The sequence below is a fragment of the Paenibacillus sp. FSL R10-2771 genome (assembly GCF_038000205.1).
Classification (GTDB): Bacteria; Bacillota; Bacilli; order Paenibacillales; family Paenibacillaceae; genus Paenibacillus_AQ; species Paenibacillus_AQ phytohabitans.
In genome coordinates this window covers 2657426-2682570 of the sequence record NZ_JBBOBM010000001.1, presented here as the reverse complement: position 1 = coordinate 2682570, position 25145 = coordinate 2657426, and the positions used below count along the sequence as shown (strand labels likewise).

The window sequence follows — 25145 nt, the reverse complement described above, 5'->3', positions numbered from 1 at the left end:
TCTTATGTAAATCTCCTAAGTTCAGCTTATCCCGCTGCAAAAAAAGACAGCCGCAAGCCAGCCTCCTCCTAAGAAGTCCTGACCGCAGCTGTCTTTCTGCATTTACCCTATCTAAACCGCCATAAACTGGCTATTATACAAGCGGGCGTAATATCCACCGCTCCTCACCAGCTCCTCATGCGTACCGCTCTCGACAATGTCGCCGTCCTTCATGAACAGAATCAGGTCCGACTCACGGATCGTAGACAGCCGGTGGGCAATCACGAAGCTGGTACGGCCGGAGATCATCGCCAGAAAAGCCTTCTGAATCCGCACCTCCGTCAGCGTATCAATACTGCTCGTGGCCTCATCCAGAATAAGCATCGGCGGATCGACGAGCATCACACGGGCGATGGTAAGCAGCTGCTTCTGGCCCTGGGAGAGATTATCTCCCGAGCCGCTTATTTTCGTATTATAGCCCTCGGGCAGACGTTTGATGAAGCTGTGTGCATTCGCAGCTTTGGCAGCGGCAATGACTTCAGCCTCCGACGCTTCCGGCTTGCCGTAAGCGATATTGTCGCGGATGGAGCCCCCATATAACCAGGTGTCCTGCAGCACCATCCCGAAGTTACGCCGCAGACTGTCCCGGGTAATCGAAGTAATGTCCGTACCGTCAATCCGGATGGTGCCGCTGTCGACTTCATAGAAGCGCATCAGCAGGTTGACCAGTGTGGTCTTCCCCGCTCCGGTCTGGCCGACAATCGCCACGCGTGTACCCGGCTTCACCTCCAGACTGAAGTTCCGGATCAGCGGCCGTTCCGGGGTATAGGCAAAGCTTACCTTGTCGAAGGTAATCGTACCCTGACTTCCCTTCATCACTACAGCACCCGGAGCATCCTGAGTCTCCAGAGGCAGATCCAGAATATTGAAAATACGCTGCGCCGATGCCGTCGCCGACTGCAGCTGGGTAATGACCCCGGTAATCTCATTGAACGGCTTCGCGAACAGATTCGAATAGATCAGGAAGCTGGACAAATCCCCGACGGAAAAATGTCCCCCGATCACAAGCGCACTGCCGATCATCGCGATCACCGAGAAGGTGATGTTGTTCACCAGACGTGTAGTCGGATTAGAGAGGGAGCCGTAGAATTGTGATTTGATCCCAGTCTTGTACAGCTCATTATTCCGCTCCGCGAAGCCTGCAAAAGAACGGTCCTCGTAGTGATAGGCCTGCACTACCTTTTGTCCGCCGACAAGTTCCTCCACATAACCGTTCAGCCCGCCGAGGATTTTGGCCTGCTCCCGGAACATCTGCTGGGAACGTATTGTAATGAAGCGGGCGACGAAGAAGGTCGCCGGTGCAGACAGCAGCACCACCAGCGTCATCACAGGGCTGATATAGAGCATTAGCCCGATAGCCCCGGCAATGGTCACGATCCCCGTCAGCAGCGTGGAGAAGCCCTGCAGAAGCCCGTCAGAGACAGCATCCATATCGTTCACGAACCTGCTGATGCTGTCACCTTGCGGATGATTATCATGAAATTTCAGCGGCAGCGCGTCCAGCTTGTCAAACAGCTCGCGGCGGAGATCGTAGACTGTCCGGTATGCCAGCTTGTTCGTATAGTAAGTGAGCAGCCAGCCGAAGAAGCTGCCAACCAGATATACGGCTCCCAGGATCAGCAGCAGGCGGAAAATCTCCGGGAAGTCCACCTGATCGGGCCCGATCATATGGTCAACCGCGCGTCCGATCAACAGCGGTCCGATCAGGCTGGCAATCACACTCAGAATGGCGCAGATGACTGCCCCTATGGTTATCTTCCGGTATTGGCTTGTATATCTAAACAGCCGTTTCCAGGTCTTTGTACTGTTCATTGTACGGCCTCCTCGCTTGAGAGCTGGGACATGCAGATTTCCTGATAGACCCCGCAGCTCTCCAGCAATTCTTCATGGCTGCCGATACCGGCAATCCGCCCTTCATCGAAGACAATAATCTGATCCGCCTGTCTTACGGTACTCACCCGCTGGGATACAAGCAGAACTGTCATATCTCCGCTGTTCTTGTTCAGTGCACGGCGCAAAGCTGCATCCGTGGCAAAATCCAGCGCACTGGAGGAATCATCCAGAATGAGTACAGGCGGACGCCCTACAACCGCCCGGGCAATCGTCAGCCGCTGCTTCTGTCCTCCGGACAAATTATGTCCTCCGCGTGCGACAAGGGTATCCAGTCCCTCCGGCAGCTTGGCAATGAACTCTTCCGCCTGGGCTACCGCTGCTGCAGACATAATCTCTTCACGGGTTGCTGAGGCCTTGCCCCAGCGGATGTTATCGGCAATTGATCCTGTGAACAGCATGGCCTTCTGCGGCACAATGCCAATTCTGCTCCGCAGCTGCTCCAGCCGGTATTGCCGCACATTCACACCTTCGACGAGAATTTCACCCTCTACTGCATCATAGAACCGCGGAATGAGGTTAACGAAGGTCGATTTACCGGAGCCGGTACTGCCGATTAGTCCGACCGTCTCTCCCCGGTGAATGTCGACCGTGATATTCTGCAGCGCAAGCTCACCGGTTGTGTTATACCCGAACGAAACATTGCGGAAGGAGATCACCGGCGCTGAATCATCACGCTTAGCCGGCGGCGCATCTGCCGCAACCTCGGCAACCGATGCCGTCATTGCCAGTACCTCGTTGACACGGTTGGCAGATGACGAAGCTTTGGTGAATAGAATAACGAGATTGGATACCACAATCAGCGCCAGCAGGATCTGGGTCACATAGTTGATGAATGCAATAATCTCTCCCTGTGACAGCCGTCCGGCATCGATATGAATGCCGCCTGCCCACAGAATGGCGATAATCGCCGCATTAACCACCAGCGTGGTCATCGGGCCCAGCCAGGCGGATATCCGTCCGACCCGGATTGCGGTCTGCGTCAAATCCTCCGAAGCTTCATTGAAGCGCTGCTTCTCCCGGCGGCTCTCGGCAAAAGCGCGGATGACCCGGATACCGGACAGATTCTCGCTAAGCACCAGCGCCAGACGGTCCAGCTTGGCCTGATATTTGCGGTAAAGCGGTGAGCTGCGCGTAATGATGAAATACAGAATGACTCCGAATACCGGAGTAGCCGCAATCAGGATCAGCGACAGCCGGAAATCCAGAATCATCGACATGATGATCGCCCCGATGCAGATGAACGGCGCACGGATAACCAGCCGGATCAGCATGGCTACGGCCAGCTGGAGCTGATTGACATCATTCGTGATCCGGTTGATCAGCGATGGCGTGCCGATAATATCAAGCTCTGCGTAGGATAATGATGAAATATGCTTAAACATTTTGTTGCGCAGCGATGTGCCGAAGCCCTGTGATGCCCTGGCTGCGTAATACTGGCAAATCATGGAGCAGCCGAAGCCGAGGATGGCCATCAGCACCATCAGGGAGCCCATACGGTAGACATAGGCACTGTCCTGCCTGCCAATCCCGTTGTTGATAATCAGGGCCACAATCGTCGGCAGCAGCAGCTCCAGAATCGCCTCCAGCAGCTTGAAGATCGGCCCGATGATCACTTCTTTCCTGTAAGGCTTTAGAAAAACAGCAATTTTGAACACAGTAATCCTCACCTAACCTACGTAGTATGTATTCACTCTTGAAAAAATCAAAAGACCCGTTATGATTATGTCATACCTGCTTACATATTAATAATATTGGTTTCGTATCTTTTCCATATGAATTTCATATGGCATTTGATTGAAGACGCGGAACGGGAGGCTGTAATAACATGGATATCCGCCAATTGAAATATTTCCTGGCGATTGCCGAGGAAGGTCAAATCACCTCAGCCGCCAGGAAGCTGCAAATGGCCCAGCCGCCGCTCAGCCAGCAGCTTAAGCTGCTGGAGGAGGAGCTAGGGGTCAAGCTGGTTGAACGCGGTCCGCGCAGCATCCAGCTAACCGATGCGGGGATTATTTTGCGTAACCGGGCTCAGCAAATTCTTGAATTAACGGATTCGACCACGAGAGAAATCAATGATTTTGCCAAAGGACTGAAGGGCAGTCTCTCGATCGGCACCGTCTCCTCTTCCGGAGCGACCCTGCTGCATGACCGGCTGGGCGAATTCCACAAGAACTATCTGGGCGTTACTTTTGAAATCCATGAAGGTAATACATTTATGATCATCGATCTGCTGAACAAAGGCATCGTCGAAATCGGCATTATCCGCACCCCTTTTAATTCCAGCAATCTGGAATGTCTGTATCTCAATTCGGAGCCGATGATTGCCGTTATGACCCCCGATTATGACTGGAATTCAAGCGAAGCAGCTATTTCACTCGGAGAGCTTCAGCATAAGCCGCTTATTATCTACCGCCGTTTCGAACAGCTCATACGGGAGACCTGTCTGGAGCATGGCTTCGAACCGCAAATTTTCTGCATGAACGATGATGCGCGGACCACCCTGCTCTGGGCCAACGCCGGACTTGGCATCGGAATTATTCCCAAATCTGCTTTTGAGCTGGCGAATCACAGCAATCTGATCTTTAAGGAGATCCGGTGTGAAGCGCTGCATACCCGTGTAGCCGCCGTCTGGATCAAGGACAAGTATTTGTCGTCGCTGGCTACCAAGTTTATCGAGACTTTCCGGGCACGCTGAACCCTGAACATAACATTCCCGCTCGCGGCAGCAGTGCAGTTATCCGGCCCGGACATTCTGGAGGATGTCCAATTTCTGCTTCCTTCATCCTGTCCTTCAGGCCGCCTGCACCCTGTATCCCGCTGGCAGAATCCGGATTCTGACGTTTCACACCGCATCGACTAAATGTTGTACATCTTACAACTTGGCTACCTGGATACCTAGGTGTTCTGACAGATTGTTGTAAGAAATACAAGAATTGTCCCGCTAATCCGCCCGGTGGAGCATAAATGCTGCCTTTTATACAACAATCTTGAATTATATCCGGGATTATAGTGGAATTGTTGTATTTTGGGCAGGATTGTATAAGTGATAGTTTTAAGTTCCGCTTATTTAAAACTAATCAATCCGGAGGAGTGAAGCTAATGCTTCCCACAAAGAGATCATTAGTCACAGCGGTTATTTCCACTGTAATATTTTACTCTTCAGGAATTGCAGCTGGAGATATTTCAGACTTGAGTAGTAAGGAAGAAGGAGTAATAACTGCTCACGACACAGAACGATTGAAATCATTGGGAATTCAACTTCATCTGCCAACATCAAGTAATTTGGTAATTACAAAGGAACAAGCTATTTCCTTAGCGCACACGAGTGCACCAAAATTTGCTTCCGAAGCCCCTGAGGTAATTATAGAATATCAGCTGCTAACCTATCCATATTTGACTGCATTCTCAGAACAGGCGCTGAATAAGAATGCAAACCTTAGAGCAGATGGTTATCTAAACAACACACCCGTTTATATCGTGACCTTCAAAGGGATTCATGGTACCGGCCATGCTGCAAGAGGGCAAAAGGTGCCAACGTATAAAGAATTCAATGTTGTAATCGATGCCAGCAGCGGTGAAACTTTATTTTCATTTACTTACAAATAAATAAAAAAACACCCCGCACTGGTCTGCACCAGTAGCGGGGTATTCTTGTATCGCAGGTCCTCTGGCCGGCGCGAACGCCGGTTTAGACCATGATTTTGCAAATATCGTTCGTGAACTGCACCGGATCGTTAACCTGCAGACCTTCGATCAAGAGCGCCTGGTTATACAGGAGATTAGTGTAAAGACCCAGCTTCTCCTTGTCGCCTTCGGCTGCAGCCTTCAGCGATTTGAAGACATCATGGTGAATATTGATTTCCAGCACCTTGTCCGCTTGTACATCCTGGCCGCCGTTAGGCATAGCCTTGAGGATTTTCTCCATTTCGATGGTCAGCTCGCCTTCGGTGGACAGGCAGACCGGATGGGACTTCAGCCGCTTGGATGCTTTGACTGCCTTCACTTTGCCGGACAGGATGCCCTGCATCGCTTCGAACAATCCCTTGTTCTCATTCTCTTCCGCTTCAGAAGGCTTGTCCTCGGCGCTTTCTTCGATCCCTAAGTCACCACTGGAGACGTTCTTGAATTCCTTCTCTTTGTAGGACATGATCATCTTGATTGCGAATTCATCGATATCGTCGGTGAAGTAGAGGATTTCGTAACCCTTGTCCAGCACCATTTCCGTCTGCGGCAGCTTCTCGATGCGTTCCACCGATTCACCGGAGGCATAGTAGATGAACTTCTGGTCTTCCGGCATTCTTTCCACATATTCAGCCAGTGTAACCAGCTTCTTCTCCTTGGAGGAGTGGAACATCAGGAGGTCCTGCAGCGTTTCTTTTTCCATACCATAGTCATTGTAGACCCCGAACTTCAGCTGTCTGCCAAAAGATTTGTAGAACGTCTCATATTTCTCACGCTCATCCTTCAGCAGGCTCAGGAGCTGGCTCTTGATCTTGCTCTTAATGTTCTTCGCAATCAGCGTCAGCTGGCGGTCATGCTGCAGCAGCTCGCGGGAGATGTTCAGCGACAGATCCTCGGAATCCACCATCCCCTTGACGAAGCTGAAGTAGTCCGGCAGCAGATCCCCGCATTTGTTCATAATCAGCACACCGTTGGAGTAGAGCTCCAGGCCTTTTTCATATTCCTTGGTGTAGTAGTCGAACGGTGTATTCTCCGGAATGAACAGGATTGCGTTATAGACCACAGCGCCGTCGGCACTGATATGGATATGCTTCAGCGGCTTGTCGAAGCCGTAGCGTTTCTCCGCATAGAAGTTGTTGTAGTCTTCTTCGGTCAGCTCGTTTTTGTTCTTGCGCCAGATCGGCACCATGCTGTTCACGGTCTGTTCTTCAATAACATCGACGAATTCATTCTCGGCGTCCTCTTTAGGCTGTCTGCCGGTAATGTCCATCTTGATCGGGAAGCGGATGAAGTCCGAATATTTCTTGATGATCGACTTCAGGCGGTACTCTTCCAGGAACTCATCGTAGTTATCGTCTTCGGTGTTTTCTTTGATCTTCAGCGTGATTTCGGTTCCGACCGCATCCTTCTCACAAGGCTCAATCGTGTAACCGTCCGCACCCTGGGATTCCCACTTGAACGCCTGGTCGCTGCCCAGCGCTTTACTGATCACTGTCACATCGTCAGCCACCATGAATGCGGAATAGAAACCTACCCCGAATTGTCCGATGATGTTGTGTCCGTCCTTGGCTTCATTATCCTTCTTAAAAGCAAACGAGCCGCTGTTCGCGATAATCCCCAGATTGTTCTCCAGCTCTTCCTGTGTCATCCCGATTCCGGTATCGGAAATCGTCAGCGTACGGCTTGCCTTATCGGCGGTCACTTTAATGTAGTAATCCTCTTTATTGAACACCAGGCCTTCGTCGGCCAGTGCTTTGTAATAGATTTTGTCGATGGCATCGCTTGCATTCGAAATCAGTTCCCGCAGAAAAATCTCCCGCTGTGTATAGATGGAGTTAATCATCATTTCCAGCAGTCTTTTGGATTCGGCTTTAAACTCTTTTTTGGCCATGAATAAATAAATCTCCTTTCAAAAATAACCTTCGAATTGCGGATCATCGTTTAGCACTCCACTCACCTGAGTGCTAACACTACCTTTTATATAACATATTCTCGTTTTTGATGTCAATATCTTGCTGCATATAGAGGTCCGCTCAAAAAAGAAATGAATTCTATTTTAGTCCATGTTAGCATTCGGAATGTACTCATTACAGCGAAAGAAAGGACAATGAAACGATGAAAATCCAGCTCGAAACGCTTCCTGTAACACGCATTGCTTATGTGCGCCAGACAGGCCCCTATGGTCCCGGTAACAGTAAGGCTATGGGGGCCTTAAAGGAATGGGCACGGGCACACCGGCTGCTTACCGGATCAGCCATCCTCTTCGGGATTCCCCAGGACAACCCCGACACCACCCTGCCTGAACATTGCAGATATGATGCCTGTATCAGCGTGCTTGAGAATGCCCCAGCGGATAAGTCTATTAACTACGGTGAAATTCCCGGCGGTACCTATGCGGTTGTTACTATACAACATACGGCTGAGGCAGTTCAAAAAGCATGGACGGAGATCCTCCCCGCCCTCTACGTCAGCGGACATCAGCTCGATTACCAGCGGCCGGTTATGGAGAGATATACAGGTGATATGATCAGCAATCATCTTTGCCAGTTATGTTTTCCTGTGCACTAATTTAGAAGCCGAGTTTTCCGCCATGGTAGCAGTAATAGGATCGTGCGTTAAGAGCTTGTAACCGGTTCAGCGACTGCTCTGCACTCTCCAGGTCGAAACAATACTGCGGATTCGCGACAGCCAGTTCATTCTCCTCGCTCACTGCCGCGTCACCTGTAATAACACTGCTTAGCTCAGGAAAATACAAAGAAATATGACCAGACGTATGCCCCGGGGTGGCAAGGACCTGACACTTACCATCCAGAATACACTGGCCCTCCCGGACCGTCTGCTTCACCGGAACATGCCGCAAATTCTTCAATAGCTGTACAAACTCTTCACCGGACGCCTGCTCTTCTTTAGGCATCTCCACTAGCAGAGCTTCTGCTTGGACCAGACGCTCAGATTTCACCAAGCCTGAGATTGATGGGGTCTCCACTTCGCTCGCCATGACCGTAACTGACGGGTATTTCTCCACGAACTCGTACAAGGCGCCGATATGGTCATCGTCGTAATGGGTGATAATGATATTTTTCAAATTCAGGGGGTCGTATCCCAGCTCCAGGATCTTCTTCTCTATCAAAGGCATGAAAGTTGGATAACCGGTATCGACCAGGGTTAACTCTTCCCCGGATACAATGAGGCTCGGATAAATGTAATAAGGCTGTCCTTCATACTCAAACTGAATAGGTAGCTCAATAATGTCCATATGATCCTCCGCGTGTCTCTATTAGAACATTGCATACTGCGCTTACTCAGGCTTCCACCTTCACAGTATAGCGGCTTTAGCCTTCGCATCCTCCCGCAGCATCTGGATCAGTGACTGGAGCGGCAGCGACTTCCACTTCTTCGGATGGAGCAGGAGCTGCAGATCGAAATGAATCTCCGGATGGGCAAAAGACAGCTCGGCGAGATTCCCCCGCTCGATCTCCTCCTCAGCCACAATTCTCGGCAGCAGCGCGATGCCCAGGCCGTTGCGTACACAACGCTTGATCGCTTCCAGATTCGACAGCTCAAAACCGATCCGGAACACAATCCCGTGCTCCCGGAGCAGGTTCTCGAACAAACTGCGGTAGATACAGCTCTCCTCGGAGACGATCAGCTCGCAGTTGTTGAGGTCCTGCAGCGTCACCTGCGCCACGCTTGCCAGCGGATGACTGGCAGGGGCCACGAGGACGAGCGGCTCCTCCCGGATGATTGTACGCTCAAGCAGGGTATCCGCTGTGCTGCGGTCCAGGAGGAGGCCGATATCGACCTCGCCGTCCCTGATTTTGGAGACCAGATTGGCCTCCTGCTCCGTTTGCAGATGAATGTTCAGTCCGGGGAACATGGTCCGCAGCTGCTGCAGGAACGGTGGCAAATAAAAGGCGGCAAGTGAATCAATCGTCCCGATCGTCAGCGTCCCGCCAATCTGCTGGGCGATCGTTTCTTTGGAGCGGTCGTACAGATCTAGAATCTCCACGAACAGCTTCAGCAGCTCTTCCCCCGGAGGAGTCAGGCGCAAGGCCCGGCCATGCCGTTCGATCAGCGGTACGCCGTATTCCTTCTCGATCTTCTGAATCTGCATCGTTACACTGGACTGGGCATAGCCCAGTTCTTCAGCCGCACGGGTGAAGCTCTGCCGCTTCGCGACCTCGCGGAAGGTCCGCATATAGGTTAAGTCCATATCATCACCCTAACATCAATATTATTGATAACCTACATCATTTATTATAGCTAACGACGATGCAATAATCCATGGTACAGTAGGATAAAAGGATTTTACAATTTTGGAGGACGATATTCATGTTAACAGAAGAACAGATTTATGGAATCTATGTTCCCGTGGTAACCCCGTTCCATGCCGCCGGCGAGATTGATCTGGAGTCGTATCAGCGGTATGTGAACAACATCATCAAGAACAGTATTCATGGTCTGGTCGTTAATGGAACCACTGGAGAATCGCCGACAGTCAACATACAGGAATTGCAGACACTCGTGGATGCATCACGTGAGCTTTTGAAGAACACTTCCATCCCGCTCGTGGTTGGCACGGGTACCAATGATACAATGTCCACTGTCACCCGCACAGAGCTTGCTGCGAACTCAGGTGCCGATGCCGCACTGGTTGTTGTCCCTTATTACAGCCGTCCTTCGCAGGAAGGCATTATCGCCCATTTCCGCAAGGCAGCTGAGGTCGGCCTTCCGATCATCGCCTACGATATTCCCGGCCGCGCCGGAGTCGGCATGTCCGTAGACACCGCCCGTACGATCCTGGAGATGAACAACGTTGTCGGGTTAAAAGACTGCTCCGGCTCTCCGGTGCTGGTCTCCGAGCTGTCCCGCCACGGCTCCAAGCCCGTGCTCTGCGGCGATGACTTGAACTTCTTCGATATGCTGGGCTGCGGAGCTGCCGGTGGCATGCTGGCCTCGGCCAATGTACATACCGCCTCCTATCTCAGCATCTATGAGCAGTACAGAGCCGGCCAGGTAGAGGCCGCCCGGGCTGCCTTTGATCAGCTCGTGCCGCTGATGAAGCTGCTGTTCAAGGAATCCAATCCGGCGCCGATCAAATGGCTGCTCAGTGCACGCGGCGAGATCTCCTCCGACACGCTCCGCCTGCCGATGACCTCCATCAGCGCTGCGCTGCGCGAAGAGCTGGGTGCTTATCTCGCCGGGTAACTTCTTCTGCTCATTATAGTAACAATAAAGGCAACATCGGCGAAACCGCCGCTTCTCAGTCAGGGACTGGAAAGCGGCGGTTTTTGCGTGCTCTTCTACTAATAATGATTGACGAGTAAGTAATGTTTTACGAGACGCTTCCTTACAGTTTCTCAATATGCAATGGGTGAAGGGAATATGGCTAAAGTATGCAGAAAACCACGAACGGTAGAGTTAACGAACCCATTGTATGCGATAATCCGAGTACATTGCGCATCCGCAAAGGTAAACGAGCCCATTGTATGCGATAAACCGAATACATTGCGTCACCGCAAAGGTAACCGAGCCCATTGTATTCGATAAACCGAATACATTGCGTCACCGTAAAGCTAAATGAACCCATTGTATGCGATAAACCGAATACATTACGCATCCGCAAGGGTAAACGAACCCATTGTATGCGATAATCCGAGTACATTGCGCATCCGCAAAGGTTTTACCTCAAATCAAATAAAACAGCCTCCCAAGGGAAGGCTGCTGTTTATCTTTACATTATTCATCTCAAAAAGTTATTGAGATCTGCCTGCTTTGGCCGCAGGACGGTTGCCAGGTCTGTTGCCGGACTGGCTGGAACGGCCGTATTGGCCTCCAGCCGGCTTGCTGCTCTGGTTGCCGCCTGGACGGGCGGCAGATCTTTCGCCCGGCCGGCTGCCGGAGCCTGCTCTATTGCCGGACTCGCCAGCAGGCCGGCTACTGCCAGCCCCGCTGCCTGCATAGCTACTGCCCGACGCGCTTTTCGCTCCGTTGCCCGCATAGCCACTACCCGACGCGCTTTTCGCTCCGCTGCCCGCATAGCTACTGCCCGACGCGCTTTTCGCTCCGCCGTTACCGCCGCCCTGCTTGCCTTGCGAGAACCATTCCGATTTCGGCTTGCGTGCCGGATTCGTTTTGGCTTTCTGCGACGGTTTGGCCGGTGCTTTGCCTGGACGGTCTGCCAGCAATGCCAGATTGCTCTTGGACATCGGGTAAGCATGATCCTTCACTTCCGGAATCACCTTGCCGATCAGCTTCTGGATATCCTTTAGGTATGGAATTTCCTCAGCTTCGCACAGCGAGATGGCAACTCCGCTCATTCCCGCACGGCCGGTCCGGCCAATACGGTGAACATAGGTTTCCGGAATATTCGGCAGGTTGAAGTTGATGACATGGGACAGCTCATCAATATCAATCCCGCGGGCGGCGATATCTGTAGCCACCAGCACACGTGTCGCGCCGCTCTTGAAGTTTCTCAGCGCATTCTGGCGGTCATTCTGCGATTTGTTGCCGTGAATGGCCTGAGCGGTAATATTGATCCGGGTCAGATCGCGGGTTACCCGGTCAGCTCCGCGTTTGGTGCGGGTGAAGACGAGCGCGGACACGATCGAAGGATCCTGCAGCAGACGGTTCAGCTGATTCTGCTTATTGCCGTTCTCCAGCAAATAAATCGATTGCTCGATTCTGTCTACGGTCGAAGATACCGGAGTAATCTCAATTTTCACCGGGTCCACCAGCAATGTCTTCACCAGCTGGGAGATCTCCGCCGGCATCGTTGCCGAGAAGAACAGCGTTTGCTTCTTGGCCGGCATCTTGGCAATAATCCGCTTCACGTCATGAATGAAGCCCATGTCCAGCATGCGGTCCGCTTCATCCAGCACGAGGATCTGCACATGCTGCAGATCCACATGTCTCTGGCTGATCAGATCGATCAGTCTGCCCGGTGTAGCAATCAGAATATCTGCACCCTGGCTAAGCGCCCGTTCCTGGGCCTTCTGGGATACCCCTCCGACAATCGCTGTCGAGCGGATCGTTGTGAACTTGCTGTACGCCTGAATATTCTCGGAGATCTGCAGAGCTAGCTCTCTGGTCGGAGTCAGAATCAGGGAACGGATACGTTTCGCTCCGCCGGTTCTGGCCGGCTGCTGACTGAGCAGCTGAATAATCGGCAATGAAAAAGCTGCGGTTTTTCCGGTACCCGTCTGGGCGCAGCCCAGAATATCTCTGCCGGCCAAGGCCGCAGGGATGGATTCCTCCTGAATTGGAGTCGGGGATGTATAGTTTTCCAGGCTCAGTGCCTTGAGAATCGGGGGAATCAAGTTCAAATCGTTAAATGTCATTTTATCTCCTTAATTTTGAGTACATATATTAGCAAGCCATTAATCACTGTATATATCATCTGCGGCGTCTCCACATAGCGCTCGTCAAAGTCATAACACATAATGATAACACGTTTAGCCATTAAAAAGAAGCGATACTTTCATCGCTCCTCTTCCAAACCAATATTTATCTGTTACAGCCGGACTTTTTTCAGCTGTTCTTTAATGCTTTTCACCGGGTCGCCCAGGAATATCCGGGTATGCGCAGGCGTGCCTTCACGGATTTGGATCGCCAGGTTATTCAGATTCCGGATCAGCCCGAGCCGTTCACTTTCCTCCATCTGAAACTGGACACCGTACTCATACACCGCGCCATTCTCCAATTCGTGGGTCCAGGCAATTTTGCCCAACAGATGGGTTGGCTGATGCAGAATCTCGGTTTCAAACTTAAGCAGAATATTGTCGTTCACCGGCAGCTTATAGCCCATCACGAATTTCAATCCGCCCGGTCCGATATTGGTCAGATATACCTCGGTACTTCCGAGATCTACCTCCCTGCCCTTAAACGTACTTATCGTCATTCCGGCAACAAGCGGATTGGCTAAATCTACGCGGAAGTATTCCCGGCGGTTACTGACTGGCGGGATTTCTGTTACTCCCGGGCTCGTGTTGGCCATATGCTTCTCGCGAAGCAGCATTCCCAGGGCTTCCGGTTCAACCGGACGGCTGAAATAATAACCCTGTATCTCATCACAATGCTGCTCCTTTAAATACTCATATTGCGCCTCCGTCTCCACACCCTCAGCTACAACATTCATTTTTAGCGCCTTGGCCAGATTCAGAATGCACTCAATAATGCTTTGGTTTACAGGGTCAGTCAAAATTTCTTCCACGAAGGCCTTGTCAATTTTCACCGTATCCAGCGCTAACCGCTTAAGCATATATAAAGAAGAATAACCCGTTCCAAAGTCATCAAGTGAAACTTTAATCTTCCGTTTTCTAAGCTCCTCCAGCAATTGAATGACTTCCCTCTCATTGGTCATGAAGGAGCTCTCCGTGATTTCAATCTCCAGATATTCGGGAGCCAGCCCGGACCCGGCGAGAATTTCATCAATCGTCTGCAGAATATTCTGCTGGAACAGCTGCTGCACCGAGAAATTAACAGATACCGTAATATGCGGCAGCCCCATCTCCTGCCATTGCTTGTTCTGCCGGCAAGCTTCCCGGAGCACCCATTCTCCGATAGGCACTATAAGTCCGCTCTCTTCTGCAATCGGGACGAACTCCGCCGGCGACACCAGCCCCCAGTCCGGATGATTCCAGCGGATCAGCGCCTCGGCACCGAGAATTTCCCGGGTCTGCGTATCCACTCGCGGCATATATTGCAGGAACAGCTCCTGTTTCTCCAGGGCTTTGCGCAGATCATTGGTCATGGTGAATATTTTGAAAGACTGAATGTTCAGCGATGAGGAATAGCACTGGGCCTGGTCCCTCCCCTGTGACTTGGCATGATATAGAGCCGAATCTGCATTCAGCAGGAGCCTATCAACCGAATCCCCATCCTCCGGGAAAATACTGATCCCCATACTCAGCGTGATATTAAGCTCAAAGCCTGCTATTAAATAATCTTCCTTGGTACGGCTGATAATGGACTCGGACAGAAAAATCGCTTCACGGTGGCTCTCCACTTCCGGCAGAATAATACAGAACTCATCCCCGCTTAACCGGTACGCCACCCATCCATTTTCAAGGCTTTCCTGCAGTTTGACGGCAAACTGTTTGAGCAATGTGTCACCTATAGTGTGCCCCAGAATATCATTGACGGCCTTAAAGCGATCCAGATCAATCAGGAGCACCGCAAGCTTTTTATTATAAAATGATGCCAGTCTTAACTGTTGATCCAGCTGCTCTTCAAACATCCGCCGATTGGGAAGCCCCGTCAGATAATCGTGATACGCCAAATACTCTGTTTCCTGCTCCGTTTCCTTCCGCTCGGTAATATCCAGGACAGTGCCAACGATTGCATCCTCATTGATGTGTAATATCCGGGTGTAATGTACTTCACAATAAATAAGGCTGCCATCCGGCTTGACGGCTCTATGTATCATAGTGCGGTTAAATTGCCCTTCCGTTAAACCCAGCATCTTGGTGGATACCGTATCGCGGTCCCCCGGGTAGATGGAATCCAATACCTGCCGTCCCATCAAATTAACGTTCCCCAGCATTCGTTCAAGATGAGGATTAGCATAGATATATATTCCATTTTGAACAATAAAAACACCTACTATCGACTGCTCCACTATACTCCGGTATTTAGCCTCCGCTTCCAGCAGATGCCGCTCCATGGACTTTTGTTCCGTTACATTTTTGGCTATGCCATAGATACCCACCAGCTCATTAGCAATCATTACAGGAATATTCGTTACAAAAATATCAATAGCCGTGCCATCCTTATGCCTGGCTGTCAGCTCATAGCTTCGCGGGCTTACGGTATTTATCACTTCTGCAATAACCTTTCTGGAGAGGCTGACCTGCTCCGGATCAATCAGGCGTTCAAAGCTGGCATGGACCAGCTCGCCCTCGGTATATCCAAACAGTCCGTTCATAGCTGCATTGCAGGACAGAATCATACCTTCAAGATTGCTGGAATATACCGCATCCGTATTATTTTCAAACAGTGATTTGTAGTATTGGCCTTCTTCAATCAGTTGAAGCTGCAAAGCTGTCTTTTCCGTGATATCCTGAACAGTCCCAATCGCCTCGTTGTCCCAAAACCGCGCACTTTCAGCGACATAACGGACCTCTCCGTCCGGGCGGATAATTCTATATTCTATTTGATAGGACTGCATGGACTCCAGGGAATTAGAGAAAGCCAATTTTACCCGCCCTGCATCCTCCTCATGGACCCTGGCAAATACATTATCTAAATCCACTCCGGAAGACAGCGCCTGACCATAAATCGCATACATATGTTTCGACCACGTTATTTTTTGCAAAATCCGGTCATATTCCCAGTACCCCACATTTGCCAGTACCTGTGCTAATTCAAACCGCTTGTTTCTTTCCGCCATAAATTCCGATAACACCACTGTTCCGGCTGCTGCCTCATCGGTTGAAGTTGAACTCGATTCCTTCTGGTTCATTGCTCCGCCTTCTTTCTGAATGCATTTTGGCAACCACCCGCTGAACACCAGATACCGGCTTTTGGTACATACAAGAATATTTTCCCAGATGCTACTCTTATTCCACAACAACAACGAAAACCCTTTATTCGACAAAAGCACAAAAAAAGCAGAGGATTTCTCCCCTGCCCGTTGCCTTGCAATAATATTATAAGACTAATCTACGATTTCAGCAGTATCGCCGTTATTGGCACCTGCAGCGTTAGCTTCGTCGGTGTCGATATGCATATCAAGCTTGAAATTGTCGGATACACGGGCGATTACGTTCTCCAGCACCAGGCCGCGTTCGCCGCCAAGGCGTACCTTCAGGAGCTGCTTGTCGGCAATGCCCCAAGCTTCTGCTTCAGAAGTGTGGAAGTGGATGTGACGGGCTGCCACAATGACACCTGTCTCCAGTTCAACTTCACCGGCTGGACCTTTGATAGTAATGCCTGGTGTTCCTTCAATATGGCCGGATTCACGTACAGGTGCCTTCACGCCGAGGCTGAATGCGTCTGTGCGCGATACTTCCAGCTGGGAAGCCGGACGGGCCGGGCCGAGAATTCTCACTTTGTCGAACTTACCTTTGGTACCGATTACTGCTACTTGCTCATTTGCTGCGAATTGTCCTGGTTGGGAAAGGGGTTTGAACTCAGTCAATTGGTAACCTGCGCCAAACAATGCTTCCACATGCTCCTGCGTAAGGTGAATATGTCGGGCCGACACACCTACGGATACAGTCTTGCTCATTTTTAAGTCACTCCTTGTATTTTCTCTAGTATCTGTACAAGCCACTGAACATTATACATCTTATTACCCTTAAAAAAAAAGACCCTCATCACAATGAGCGCCTTTTTTTCGACATTTTACGATCCGAGAAACGGATTGTCATAGTTTTGCCATTTTATAATCCCTCTGGTGGGGACAGCGGATTCACTCCCGCAGAAGAAGGCAGATGCGTTCTTAGGTAAGTCAGCGCATTCCCGCACAACCAGCCTTTCACCTCATCCTCGGGATAGTACCTCAGCAGCAAGTCAGTAAACTCCGCATATTTGCCCGGATGCTCAAGGCCCTCGACCCACATCTCAATGCCGTCAAAATCTGAGCCGAACATCAGCTGCTTCGAGCCTCCCAGCGCGCAGACATGTTCAATATGCCTCCGCATATCATCAATCTTCGCCCCTCCCCCGTCACGTACAAACCAGGGGACAAAGGTTAATCCCATCCGCCCGTCCACCGCAATCAGCGCCTGAATCTGCCCGTCACTCAAATTGCGGGGATGGCCGCAGATGGCCGCACTATTGGAATGTGAAGCTATGAACGGGCGTTTACTGCGTTCCGCCAGCTCCCAGAAGCCTGCCGGTGCCAGATGGGACACATCCAGCAGCATACCGCTTCCGTTGCACCACTCGATCAGCTTCCTCCCCTTCTCCGTGAAACCGCCGTTGCGCTGCTCCAGCACACCATCCGCAGCCCAGTTGGCGTAGTTCCAGGTTACCCCCAGGAAACGCACTCCCAGCTCAAAGCACAGCTGTGCATAGAACAGATTGCCCTCCAGACCGTCCACGCCCTCCAAAGAGAGCATCCCGAAGGCAGGGGCTGTAAGTATCTGTTCATCTGCCTCTTCCTTCCAGCGGAGCCACTGAAGGCCCCCTGGGCCAACTACCTTCTGCCGGAATAATTCAATTTGCCCGAGAACATCCTCAAACTTCGCTCTCCCGCGGTCCGCCGACAAATAAACCGCAAAAACCTGAAGTTCGACATTCCCCTCCACCATCCGCTCTGCCGTCACGTCCAGACGGGGGTCATTCTTGAAATCTATCTCCGGACTGGCCTGCAGCTTGCTTAAGGCATCGCAGTGGAAATCCGCCACTCTCAGCTTCTTGACACTCACTGTAAAGATCGTCTCCCTTCTCTTGAAGAACTGAATAACGGTGGAATCTCTTATTTATAAGTGTATGCCACAGCATCAGGGATGAGACGGGACAGTAAGTGGGAACGGCTACGAAGCATATACATTCTTATATATCAAAATAACCCCACAAAGTGGGGCACCCCAAAAATACAAAAACCTGTTTACAATGTAAACAGGCTCAATCTAAAAAGGTCATATAATTATCTGGGTTCAACAATAAGTTTGATCGCCGTCCGGTCTTCCCCATCAATCACTATATCCGTAAAAGCCGGGATACAGATCAAGTCGACTCCGCTAGGTGCGACAAATCCCCGGGCGATGGCAACTGCTTTGACTGCCTGGTTCAGTGCTCCTGCTCCAATAGCTTGTAGCTCGGCCGATCCACGTTCGCGAAGAACACCTGCTAGTGCGCCAGCAACGGAATTTGGATTGGATTTAGCTGATACTTTTAATACATCCATAGTAAGTACCTCCCCTGGGAAAATGATGGTGTTCTTCTTCCACTACAGTAGATGTTATTCGCGAGAGAAGATTTAATTCCTTCTTTTTGCGGACCTCTCTGGAGAAATTAGTTCAAAAGATACTCTTTTTCGATATAATAAATATCACACTTCACCCAAAACAAGCGACTTTTCCCGAAAACCCTGATTCTTTGTAAATCCTCTAGCTCATCACCCATTCATCTTCACGCAGCCGGATCTTCTCCAGTCGTGTCGCCTTACCCGTAGCTTCATCAAGTTCTGCAAATAAACCGTGCAGCTGCCATTTGCCTTCGTCGACTACAAACCGGGAGGGAAGCTGAGTTGTAAATTTATAGATGATCGCATCCTTTTCCATACCCAGAATTCCTTCTCTTGAACCAACCATGCCCGCATCTGTCAAATAAGCCGTGCCTCCAGGCAGGATCACATCGTCATTGCTCTGTACATGAGTGTGCGTGCCTACAACGATCGAGGCGAGGCCATCCATGAAATAGCCCATTGCTATTTTTTCGGAGGTGGCTTCAGCATGGAAATCAACCAGAATACATTTATGCTCTCTGCGCAGCTCTTCCACAATCTCCTCGCCAATGCGGAAAGGATCATCAATCGCCGGAAGGAAGGTGCGGCCCTGCAGGTTCACAATTGCCAGCTGTTTGCCGTTGCCTTTAACCACAGTGTACCCTCTGCCAGGAGTCCCCGGAGGAAAATTAGCCGGACGGATGATCCGCGGCTCGTCATCAATGAACTCAAAGATATCCTTGTTGTCCCAGGTGTGATTGCCCATCGTAATCCCGTGCACACCCCAGTTGAAAAATTCATTGGCTATAGCCGCTGTGATCCCTCTTCCGGCTGCTGCATTCTCACCATTGGCAATAATAATATGCGGCTGATATTTACTTTTCAGAGATGGCAGCATTTCACGCAGTGCCTTTCTGCCCGTATTGCCAACGATGTCACCGATAAATAAAACTTTAATGATTTTCTCCTCCTAAAAGTTTTGTAAGCATCAGCTTCTTGGAATTTTACTTCGTACAAAACTCGCATCGAAAGCATACTCTTAAGTTTTGTAAGCATCAGCTTTTGAGAATACTCTTCGTACAAAACTTATTTATAAGTTTAATTTCACCGATTCTGCATGGTTCCAAACTCAGGGCTTACCCCTCTGACTATGATTCAGCTCATGCGGCCGCTAGCGGTATGCAAGAAAAAAGGCCCCGCAGGGGGGCCGATTTCCTTGCTTATTTAGCGTATTCTACAGCACGTGTCTCACGAATAACGGTAACCTTGATATGACCCGGATAATCCAGCTCACTCTCAATCATCTTCGTAATGTCACGGGCCAGACGGAAAGCTTCCGCATCATCAATCTTCTCAGGCTGTACCATTACGCGGACCTCGCGGCCTGCTTGTATAGCATAGGATTTCTCAACGCCTTCGAAGGACTCGGAGATCTCCTCCAGCTTCTCCAGACGTTTGATGTACGTTTCCAGGGTTTCGCGGCGTGCGCCGGGACGTGCAGCTGACAATGCATCAGCAGCTCCGACCAGCATAGCAATCACCGAGGTAGCTTCGACATCTCCATGATGGGATGCGATACTGTTGATAACCACCGGATGTTCTTTGTACTTCTTCGCCAGTTCGACGCCGATTTCAACATGCGAGCCTTCTACTTCATGATCAAGCGCTTTGCCGATATCATGCAGCAGTCCGGCACGTTTTGCAAGCACGATGTCTTCCCCAAGCTCACCGGCCATAAGTCCAGTCAAATAAGCAACCTCCATGGAGTGCTTAAGTACGTTTTGACCGTAGCTCGTACGGAATTTCAGACGGCCCAGAATTTTGATCAGATCCGGATGCAGACCATGAACGCCAACCTCGAAGGTAGCTTGTTCACCGTATTCACGAATCCGCTCATCCACTTCTTTACGGGATTTCTCCACCATTTCTTCAATCCGTGCCGGATGGATACGTCCATCAGCCACCAGTTTCTCAAGTGCTGTACGGGCCACCTCACGGCGGATCGGATCAAATCCTGACAGTATAACCGCTTCCGGCGTATCATCAATAATAAGATCAATCCCCGTAAGAGTTTCCAGGGCGCGGATGTTACGGCCTTCGCGGCCAATAATCCGGCCTTTCATCTCTTCATTCGGCAATGTAACAACAGAAACCGTGGTTTCTGCCACATGATCAGCTGCACAGCGTTGAATAGCCAGTGTAATAATCTCGCGGGCTTTCTTGTCCGCTTCTTCCTTGGCCTGCTGTTCTATTTCCTTAATCATCTGAGCAGTTTCATGGCGAACTTCCTGTTCAACATTGCTGAGAATGATACTTCTGGCATCATCGATGCTCAGATTGGAGATACGTTCCAGCTCAGTAACCTGATTCTTGTAAATAACATCAATCTGCTGTTGGGTTTCATCAATTCGTTTCTCTTTGTTAGCTACTTGTTCTTCTTTTCGTTCAAGCGATTCCATTTTTTTATCCAGCGATTCTTCCTTTTGCAGCAAACGTCTCTCTTGCCGTTGGATTTCATTCCGACGTTCACGAGTTTCTTTCTCAGCTTCGGTACGGATTCTATGAACTTCGTCCTTAGCCTCGAGTACCGTTTCCTTCTTCAGCGCCTCCGCCTCTTTCTTCGCGTTCTCCACGATGACTACGGCTTCTTTCTCTGCGCTTGAAATCTTAGCTTCTGCAAGGGATTTACGAATAAAATAACCGAATCCAAAGAATGCTGCAGCTACAACGAGAACGATAATGACCCAGATCACTGTTTCCATCTGTTCACCTCCTCGTTGATATCCTCCAAGGCTTACCCTTGGGTATTTGTGCAGTTGTTAAACTATCCGTTCATCACCATACAAAAAACCGGTAATACACCGATTGCCATACTGCACATGCTGCACATGCACACTGCCCGCCTTATCCGGCGATTACATTTCATATGAGTTGTACGCGAACCGGATCATAAGAGTCTGCTTTTTGGGAAGGAAAAAGGATTCTTAGTTTATGCCGATTCATGTTATATTTTATTATTTATAAAAAGACATTGTCAAGAGAGTCGATAAACGCATTAAAGTCAAGAGAATCAATCCAGATCGAAAATCTCCTCTTCTTCCCCCGCAGAATCCTCTTCCGCACGTAGAATCTGGATCACCTGGCGTACCATTTCACCGGAGAATCCTCTGCGCATCAGAAAGGCTCCCGTCTTGCGCCGCTTCTCATTTATATCTCCCCGGAGCAAATTCCATTTCTTCCGCCCGGTCTGCAGTGCGCTCTCCATTTCCTGCTCAGGGGTGATCTGATCCAGTGCTTCAGAGATCAGCGATTTATCAATCCCCTTCTCGCGAAGCTCCTGGCGGATCCACATTTTGCCCTTACGCTGGTTCGTTATGCGCTGTTCCGCCCACTGCTTGGCATACAGGGGGTCATCCAGAAGCCGCTCCTCCTGCAGCCGCAGCAGAACTTCGGCAATAACAGTCTCCCCTATTTCCTTCTCCCGTAAACGGCGGGCCATTTCCTGTGCCGTTCTGGGCTTGCGTTCCAGGTATTTCAGACCTTCTACATAGGCCCGCTGGCGTTCATCGGCAGCAACAATTTCCTCCAGATCCGCCTTCACAAACGAGCTTCCGGAAATCATCCGGTATTTAATCATGACATCTTCATGAACAGTCACGTTATAGGCACCGAAATGAATCAAATAACGGTAGTTCGACTTCTTCAGACGCTCTACACGCGTAATTACCAGTTCCTCATATTCGGGAAAATCGGCCAGAATCTGTACATCCTGTTCATCCGGCTCAGAATCCAATTGTATCACCATACTGTCACTCACCTCGTTAACATAGACATAATGCCTGTTTAATTTACGAAAAAGCGCCCTGCTCATTCATCACAGGGCGCCTTATATCTTATCTTCATTATTAAAATTAAATTGCTAAGGACCTGGAGCTTACATTATTCAATCTCAAGCAGCAATTTCTCTTCTTCCTCTTGCTCTGCAACCACATCAGCTTCTGTTGGTGCAGCTACCAGAGTAGATAAGTTACTTGCTTCGCGGATCTTATTCTCAATCAACAGAGCAATATCCTGATGTTCTTTCAGGAACTGCTTAGAGTTCTCACGGCCTTGGCCAAGACGCTCGCCCTCATAAGAATACCAGGCGCCGCTCTTGTTGACGATATCCATCTCAGTACCGATATCCACAAGGCTTCCCTCTCTGGAAATCCCTTCGCCGTACATGATATCCACATCCGCTTGCTTAAACGGAGGCGCTACCTTGTTCTTCACGACTTTGATCTTGGTGCGGTTACCCACAACATCGTTCCCCATCTTAATGCTCTCTACCCGGCGTACATCGAGACGAACGGAGGAGTAGAATTTCAGAGCGCGTCCACCCGGAGTGGTCTCAGGGTTACCGAACATAACTCCGATCTTCTCACGAAGCTGGTTAATGAAGATGGCAATCGTGTTGGATTTGTTAATGGCACCCGAAAGCTTACGCAATGCCTGGGACATCAGACGGGCCTGCAAACCTACGTGGGAATCTCCCATGTCGCCTTCAATTTCGGCCTTCGGTACCAATGCTGCAACGGAGTCCACAACGATGATGTCTACAGCTCCACTGCGAACGAGAGCTTCAGCAATTTCCAGTGCCTGTTCGCCCGTATCCGGCTGGGATAGCAGCAATTCATCAATGTTAACGCCAAGCGCATTCGCATACTTAGGGTCAAGAGCATGCTCCGCATCGATGAAAGCAGCTTGTCCGCCAAGCTTCTGTACTTCTGCGATAGCATGAAGTGCAACGGTCGTCTTACCGGATGATTCCGGTCCGTATACTTCAATAATGCGTCCTTTGGGAAGTCCGCCAATACCTAGTGCAATATCAAGTGCCAAAGATCCGCTAGGTACAACTTCCACTTTCATGTGAGTGGATTCTCCCAGTTTCATGATCGAACCTTTACCGAATTGTTTTTCTATTTGACGAAGCGCCATATCAAGCGCTGCACGACGATCTGACAATCAGACCACTTCCTTCACTGTTTATAGTATTATAATAACGTGTTTTGGAGGTCTTGCCAAGCTTTTTTTCGAACATACATTCGTTTTTTTTGTCTCCCGGGTTAATACTCCCTTTTATTGTAAGCCTCCTTCCGGATGATAGACACACAGGGCTTAATCCTCAAAAGGTCTCACGCGGTGGATCATAGAGGTCACGCCAGCGGGGAATATAAACAAAGAACCGCAGCAGAGAATTTCTATGCCACGGTTCTTCCGTATGAACAAATTATATACCGGCCCGGTTGATTATTGCAAGGCCGATCCTTCAAGCGGGGTAGCCACCTTGCGTTCCTCCAGCCGGCGCCAGAGGCGGTACAGCAAAGCCTTGACTGTACGCAGGCGGATATTCTCGCGGGTTCCCTTGAGATTCAGCTCGTATACCTCCGTCTTCCGGCCGCGTTCGGCCAGTCCGACGAATACCAGCCCCACAGGCTTCCGTTCAGAATATCCCGGCCCGGCTACACCCGTAACAGACAAGCCAAAGTCACTATCCCCGATCATCCGCACCTGCTCTGCCAGCACTTCGGCTACCTCACGGCTGACCGCACCGGGTGCGTCAGGCCCCTCCAGCATAGCTGCAGGCACATTCAGCAGCTTCTTCTTCAAATCGTTCGAATAACAGACGATTCCACCGGCGAACATGGATGCACTGCCCGGGATGTTCGTAATGCTCTCCATCAGCAGTCCGCCCGTGCAGCTCTCAGCAGCACTAAGCGTCAGGCCTGCATCCGCCATCCAGTCGACAATCAGCTGTTCAAGCGGCACATCAATATTGGCATACAGATTCTCCGGCAGAATATCGGCAATCTTCTTCTCCAGCACATCAAGCTTAACCATAGCCTCACGCTCAGACGGAGCTTTGGTGGAAATACGCACTGTCACTTCGCCTTCCTTGGCGTAAGGAGCAATCGTAGGATCGCTCTGGCCGCGGATCAGGTCAATCAGCTTGTCCTCCAGCAGTGATTCGCCAATGCCTGCAAACTTAAGCATCTTGGAGTAAATCGGCATTTCGCTGGTCAGTGCATGCTGCTGCAGCCAAGGCTTGGCTTTATCTGTGAACATCGGCTTCATCTCCCGGGGAGGACCCGGCAGTACGATGTAATACTTGTTATCTTCTGCAAAAGCAATACCTACCGCAAGGCCGATTTCATTAGACAACGGTGTCGTTCCTTCAATCACCAGCGCCTGCTTGCGGTTATTCTCGGTCATGACAATCTTGCGGTCATCGAAGAAGCGCTGCACATGATCCATAGCAAGCTGGTCGATATGAAGGGTACGGCCAAGCGCCGCAGCAAGTGCATCTTTGGTCAGATCATCCTCCGTCGGTCCGATTCCGCCGGTGAACAATATAATATCCGCACGGTTCCGTGCAATCTCAATTGCTTCCAGAAGACGGTTCTTGTTGTCCCCGACTACGGTCTGAAAATATACATCAATCCCTAACGCAGCCAGCTCTATTGAAAGAAACTGGGCATTGCTGTTTACTATCTGTCCAAGCAAAAGTTCTGTTCCAACGGCAATAATTTCCGCTTTCATAGCTGGCGTTCTCCTCCTGATTGTAGAAATGATGCAAAAATCAAGCAGCTTAGCAAAC

The 25145-nt window shown here is 50.3% G+C and carries 19 protein-coding genes; 4 read left to right on the top strand and 15 right to left on the bottom strand.

Annotation, left to right across the window (positions count from 1 at the left end):
- Positions 1-111: 111 nt before the first annotated feature.
- On the bottom strand, positions 112-1851 hold the full coding sequence (locus NSU14_RS11590; protein WP_340944851.1) for an ABC transporter ATP-binding protein: 1740 nt from the start codon (positions 1849-1851) through the stop codon (positions 112-114).
- Positions 1848-3587 carry an ABC transporter ATP-binding protein gene (locus NSU14_RS11585; protein WP_042138058.1) on the bottom strand — a complete coding sequence of 580 codons (1740 nt, stop codon included), beginning with the start codon at positions 3585-3587 and terminating at the stop codon, positions 1848-1850. Before NSU14_RS11585 ends, NSU14_RS11590 begins: the two co-directional genes overlap by 4 nt.
- Before the next feature lie 170 nt (positions 3588-3757).
- Here NSU14_RS11585 and NSU14_RS11580 point away from each other — a divergent pair, with 170 nt between their 5' ends.
- Together NSU14_RS11580 and NSU14_RS11575 are read left to right on the top strand one after the other, a co-directional pair.
- Positions 3758-4627: a LysR family transcriptional regulator gene (locus NSU14_RS11580; RefSeq protein WP_042138060.1), complete on the top strand. Its 870-nt coding sequence runs from the start codon at positions 3758-3760 to the stop codon at positions 4625-4627.
- Between the two features lie 404 nt (positions 4628-5031).
- On the top strand, positions 5032-5538 hold the full coding sequence (locus NSU14_RS11575; protein ID WP_042138062.1) for a hypothetical protein: 507 nt from the start codon (positions 5032-5034) through the stop codon (positions 5536-5538).
- 82 nt (positions 5539-5620) lie between these two features.
- Here NSU14_RS11575 and htpG read toward each other — a convergent pair whose 3' ends face one another.
- Positions 5621-7504 carry a molecular chaperone HtpG gene (gene htpG, locus NSU14_RS11570; RefSeq protein WP_042138064.1) on the bottom strand — a complete coding sequence of 628 codons (1884 nt, stop codon included), beginning with the start codon at positions 7502-7504 and terminating at the stop codon, positions 5621-5623.
- 224 nt (positions 7505-7728) lie between these two features.
- Between htpG and NSU14_RS11565 the strand changes: the two genes are divergently transcribed.
- Entirely contained in the window at positions 7729-8181 is a 453-nt protein-coding gene (locus tag NSU14_RS11565; protein WP_336099931.1) for an AraC family transcriptional regulator, read from the top strand.
- Position 8182: 1 nt separating this feature from the next.
- Here NSU14_RS11565 and NSU14_RS11560 read toward each other — a convergent pair whose 3' ends face one another.
- Both NSU14_RS11560 and NSU14_RS11555 read right to left on the bottom strand, forming a co-directional pair.
- A complete protein-coding gene (locus NSU14_RS11560; RefSeq protein ID WP_340944839.1) occupies positions 8183-8869 on the bottom strand; it encodes an MBL fold metallo-hydrolase in 687 nt (228 codons plus the stop codon).
- Between the two features lie 60 nt (positions 8870-8929).
- Positions 8930-9826, bottom strand: coding sequence for a LysR family transcriptional regulator (locus NSU14_RS11555; protein WP_076246895.1), 897 nt, complete (start codon positions 9824-9826; stop codon positions 8930-8932).
- A 119-nt stretch (positions 9827-9945) separates the two neighbouring features.
- Between NSU14_RS11555 and dapA the strand changes: the two genes are divergently transcribed.
- Complete coding sequence (gene dapA, locus NSU14_RS11550) at positions 9946-10821, top strand: 4-hydroxy-tetrahydrodipicolinate synthase (protein WP_042138071.1); 876 nt, start codon at positions 9946-9948, stop codon at positions 10819-10821.
- A 548-nt stretch (positions 10822-11369) separates the two neighbouring features.
- On the opposite strand, the gene NSU14_RS11545 is transcribed toward dapA, so the two are convergent.
- From NSU14_RS11545 to NSU14_RS11500, 10 genes are all read right to left on the bottom strand, one after another.
- The gene (locus tag NSU14_RS11545) at positions 11370-12953 is read right to left on the bottom strand and encodes a DEAD/DEAH box helicase (protein WP_445670013.1); all 1584 of its coding nucleotides are present in this window, start codon (positions 12951-12953) and stop codon (positions 11370-11372) included.
- A 173-nt stretch (positions 12954-13126) separates the two neighbouring features.
- Complete coding sequence (locus NSU14_RS11540) at positions 13127-16075, bottom strand: EAL domain-containing protein (RefSeq protein WP_340944835.1); 2949 nt, start codon at positions 16073-16075, stop codon at positions 13127-13129.
- Between the two features lie 195 nt (positions 16076-16270).
- Positions 16271-16843: a phosphate propanoyltransferase gene (gene pduL / locus NSU14_RS11535; RefSeq protein ID WP_039294751.1), complete on the bottom strand. Its 573-nt coding sequence runs from the start codon at positions 16841-16843 to the stop codon at positions 16271-16273.
- 154 nt (positions 16844-16997) lie between these two features.
- Positions 16998-17987: a dipeptidase gene (locus NSU14_RS11530; protein WP_340944833.1), complete on the bottom strand. Its 990-nt coding sequence runs from the start codon at positions 17985-17987 to the stop codon at positions 16998-17000.
- Positions 17988-18208: 221 nt separating this feature from the next.
- Positions 18209-18469, bottom strand: a complete 261-nt coding sequence (locus tag NSU14_RS11525) for a stage V sporulation protein S (RefSeq protein ID WP_019910496.1) — start codon at positions 18467-18469, stop codon at positions 18209-18211.
- A 202-nt stretch (positions 18470-18671) separates the two neighbouring features.
- A complete protein-coding gene (locus NSU14_RS11520; RefSeq protein WP_039294761.1) occupies positions 18672-19466 on the bottom strand; it encodes a TIGR00282 family metallophosphoesterase in 795 nt (264 codons plus the stop codon).
- A 262-nt stretch (positions 19467-19728) separates the two neighbouring features.
- A complete protein-coding gene (gene rny / locus NSU14_RS11515; protein WP_039294762.1) occupies positions 19729-21270 on the bottom strand; it encodes a ribonuclease Y in 1542 nt (513 codons plus the stop codon).
- Between the two features lie 308 nt (positions 21271-21578).
- The gene (locus tag NSU14_RS11510) at positions 21579-22313 is read right to left on the bottom strand and encodes a regulatory protein RecX (RefSeq protein WP_340944828.1); all 735 of its coding nucleotides are present in this window, start codon (positions 22311-22313) and stop codon (positions 21579-21581) included.
- 134 nt (positions 22314-22447) lie between these two features.
- The gene (gene recA, locus NSU14_RS11505; protein ID WP_042138075.1) at positions 22448-23512 is read right to left on the bottom strand and encodes a recombinase RecA; all 1065 of its coding nucleotides are present in this window, start codon (positions 23510-23512) and stop codon (positions 22448-22450) included.
- A 285-nt stretch (positions 23513-23797) separates the two neighbouring features.
- Entirely contained in the window at positions 23798-25087 is a 1290-nt protein-coding gene (locus tag NSU14_RS11500) for a competence/damage-inducible protein A (protein ID WP_042138077.1), read from the bottom strand.
- Positions 25088-25145 lie beyond the last annotated feature (58 nt).

Coding starts and splice junctions, on each gene's coding strand:
- NSU14_RS11555 (WP_076246895.1), bottom strand. CDS start 9,826: ATGGACTTAACCTATATGCGGACCTTCCGCGAGGTCGCGAAGCGGCAG.
- NSU14_RS11500 (WP_042138077.1), bottom strand. CDS start 25,087: ATGAAAGCGGAAATTATTGCCGTTGGAACAGAACTTTTGCTTGGACAG.
- htpG (WP_042138064.1), bottom strand. CDS start 7,504: ATGGCCAAAAAAGAGTTTAAAGCCGAATCCAAAAGACTGCTGGAAATG.
- rny (WP_039294762.1), bottom strand. CDS start 21,270: ATGGAAACAGTGATCTGGGTCATTATCGTTCTCGTTGTAGCTGCAGCA.
- NSU14_RS11590 (WP_340944851.1), bottom strand. CDS start 1,851: ATGAACAGTACAAAGACCTGGAAACGGCTGTTTAGATATACAAGCCAA.
- NSU14_RS11545 (WP_445670013.1), bottom strand. CDS start 12,953: ATGACATTTAACGATTTGAACTTGATTCCCCCGATTCTCAAGGCACTG.
- NSU14_RS11540 (WP_340944835.1), bottom strand. CDS start 16,075: ATGAACCAGAAGGAATCGAGTTCAACTTCAACCGATGAGGCAGCAGCC.
- NSU14_RS11565 (WP_336099931.1), top strand. CDS start 7,729: ATGAAAATCCAGCTCGAAACGCTTCCTGTAACACGCATTGCTTATGTG.
- NSU14_RS11575 (WP_042138062.1), top strand. CDS start 5,032: ATGCTTCCCACAAAGAGATCATTAGTCACAGCGGTTATTTCCACTGTA.
- dapA (WP_042138071.1), top strand. CDS start 9,946: ATGTTAACAGAAGAACAGATTTATGGAATCTATGTTCCCGTGGTAACC.
- NSU14_RS11560 (WP_340944839.1), bottom strand. CDS start 8,869: ATGGACATTATTGAGCTACCTATTCAGTTTGAGTATGAAGGACAGCCT.
- NSU14_RS11580 (WP_042138060.1), top strand. CDS start 3,758: ATGGATATCCGCCAATTGAAATATTTCCTGGCGATTGCCGAGGAAGGT.
- NSU14_RS11510 (WP_340944828.1), bottom strand. CDS start 22,313: ATGGTGATACAATTGGATTCTGAGCCGGATGAACAGGATGTACAGATT.
- pduL (WP_039294751.1), bottom strand. CDS start 16,843: ATGAGCAAGACTGTATCCGTAGGTGTGTCGGCCCGACATATTCACCTT.
- NSU14_RS11525 (WP_019910496.1), bottom strand. CDS start 18,469: ATGGATGTATTAAAAGTATCAGCTAAATCCAATCCAAATTCCGTTGCT.